Source organism: Anaerovibrio sp. RM50 (assembly GCF_000622005.1).
In the GTDB taxonomy this organism is placed as follows: Bacteria; Bacillota; Negativicutes; order Selenomonadales; family Selenomonadaceae; genus Anaerovibrio.
On the sequence record NZ_JHWV01000041.1, the window covers coordinates 1 to 2,971 of the forward strand.

The 2,971-nt window shown below is 29.4% G+C and carries 1 protein-coding gene; it reads right to left on the reverse strand.

All coding sequences use genetic code 11. The features are described 5' to 3' along the window. Positions 1 to 123 precede the first annotated feature (123 nt). Entirely contained in the window at positions 124 to 1,614 is a 1,491-nt protein-coding gene (locus tag T525_RS0111220) for a replication initiation protein (protein WP_027407259.1), read from the reverse strand. Positions 1,615 to 2,971 lie beyond the last annotated feature (1,357 nt).

The following is a 2,971-nucleotide window of genomic DNA, read 5'->3' on the forward strand; positions in this document are numbered from 1 at the left end:
TCTTCAGTAGTCGCTTTCTTTTTATGTGGCATAGAAAAATCCCCCTATAATGACAGTTTTTGTTTTTCACTGTCTCTTATAGGGGGAGCATATCAGAGTGCTTTTTCTTATTTATGCCAGTTATTATTTTTTTATGCTATTAAAATAAGATATCCAATTCTTATTTGGGTTTGTTTCCAAAGTACCTCTAACCATATCAAATACTTTATCTATTTCTTTTTTAGTATCTGGCTCATCACAAGCAGAATCAAGGTCAGATTCCATATCCTGAATAACATTCAGTAACTTAGTTTTATCAATGTAGTTTATTAAATTATCATTTCCTACATAATTCCTGTTGTAATATTTGATTGATTCAAATAATCTTTTGTTGTAGCTGTCTTTTAGTAGATAAACCAAGAGGTCAAGAGGCTTTCTTAGTCTGGAATACATTTTTCTGTCCTCATAGGTATTTTTAATTTTTGCCTTTCTAAAATATTCAATAATATCTTTGTTATACATACCGTTAGAAGCCACATTTAACATAGATTGCATTGAAATAGAGACTAACTTTAGTCGCATAAAGAAGTAGTCATCTTTATCTTCCAGTGGGAATGCTTCATCTAATTTATCATTGGGAATATAGAACCTTTTAGCCAGATAGAATTTTATACTGTTGTATTCATTTTTTTCTGCTCTTGCAAGTTTAGCCATTTCTTCTGTAACAGTAAGAACTTTAGGTTTAGATATAACAAAAGTTACAGCCGTAATTGTATGTGGGGAAGAAGGCAAATTTCTTTCTCTTGGGTGGCGGTACTTTTTATCATATTCTTTTTCCATAGTAATATGTAGTAGTCCAGAATTATTGATTTGTTCTATAGAAGGTTTTAACGCTTTTTCGTTTAATTTATTGAATCCCTTATATTTGCTTTCCTTCCAAGTACCAGTAGCTGCTAAGGAAACCATATCCCCATCAAATAAATATTGTAATTTATATACTGGAATTGTTATTTTGGCGTGGAAATCTTCTCTCTTATTTGATTTATTAAATTGAAGATTAAACCAAAAATACAGCACTTCCATAAGTTTCATCGCATTTGTAGTAATGAATTTACCCCAATAAGACATTGGAATAGGAGCAAAATTACCTTGTAACTTTAACAAGTATGGTCGTAAATCTTCGTCAAATCTAAAAGTAATTTTTCCCCTGCTATATTTACTGCCCCTTACAATATGGCATCTAGCAACTTCATCTTCTTCATTTGGTGAAGAATTAAATTTTATTTGATAAAATGAAGCATTATATATTTCATCAACAGCTTTACTAATAGCTTGTGGCAATTTCTTAGGATGAATATTTGGGAAATAATCTTTTATCTGTTTGACATTTAAAGAAAATGTTGAAAACTCTTCATCGTAAGTATCAATAGTAGAAACAGCACAATAAAATAATTTTTGTGCCACTGGAGAAAGAGTTGATGTTGCAAAAGCCAAATCTTTAGAAATACATACTTTATGATGTGGTTGTATTTCCATTGGCACTGCATTTTCTATAGCTAATGCAGATAAAGGTGTAGAATGTGAATCATCCACTTCTGATGATAATACTGGTTCGTTTATTTTATTATTATCCATTTTATAAAAACTCTCCTTTTTAAAAATTTATTTTTATAAATTGTAACAGAATATAAAAACGCAAAATTAAGAAAAAATAAAAAACGGCTATTTTTTTATATTTTTTTCACGCAAAAGAATAAAATATGTTATATTTTAATTACCATTTTATAAAAGCTCTGAGGCACTGCATAATATAAAAAATGTGCGGTGCCTCGCTTTTTTTATTTTCACGCATAAAAAATACCCTCTATTTTTAAAAAATAAGGGTGTTTTTGAGCAATTTGATATCAAAAAGGACAATCATATACTTTTTTAAAAAATAGGCTCGTAAAATCGAAATTTGAGGCTTTTCCTTATTATATTCTTTCTTAGAGTTTATATTTCTTTTCCTGCCGACTAAAGAAAAGATTGCCACCGTTCTAAATTATATCCTGTGGGCGAAAGATTTTCTCTTTTACCAGTATTCTTTTTTCTTTAGCCGAAGGGCTAGAAGCATCCCAAATAAATAGTAGACAGTCCCTTTAGGGAAGTCTCCAGACCTAGAGATAATTTCCTTAGCCGACTAGAAAAATAGAAGCATCCCAACTATAGAGATGGATGCCCCTTCAGGGGAGTCTGCAGACCTAAGAGATGATTTCCTCTAGCTGAAGAAGAAAAACTATCATTTTTAGAAAGCAGATATTTTATTTAAACTTTGATTTTGATTTTTTTTAATATCATTTTTTAGAAAAAAGTATTTTAAAAGAATTTCTATTTTTTTATTTTTCCATTTCCCAAAGCGGGTATTTTAATTTTATTTAAAAAATCAAAATTAGTAATTTGAGAAATCGGTTTTTTAGAAAAACAAAATACTAATTCTTTAATTTAAAGAAACTGTATATTTTGGGTAAACTGTATTTTTTAAAATTTAAACAACAAATTTAAAAAACTCAATATTAAGAAGAAACTCTACCTTGTCGGCTATTATTTAATTTTCTATTTATAAAATAACTATTAATTTAGTTTAACGATTAAGATTACTTTTGCAATACCTCATAAAGCCTTGTGTAATAAAGGGTTGCGGAATTCAAAAATCCCGAAAAGGTTACTTTTTAGGGGTAAAAGTCCCGAAAAGGTTACTTTTATCATTCTAAAAGTCCCCTAAAGGTTACTTTGGGCTTTTTAAAAGTCCCGAAAAGGTTACTTTTATCATTCCAAAAGTCCCGAAAAGGTTACTTTGGCTATTTTTTAAATAAAACAACCGTGTATTTTTCAAAAGTCCCCTAAAGGTTACTTTTTGAGTAAAAGTCCCGAAAAGGTTACTTTTTCCCTTCGTAAGGTACATAAAATAGGGTGAAAAAAAACAAAAATCCCGAAAAGGTTACTATTTTAGGAG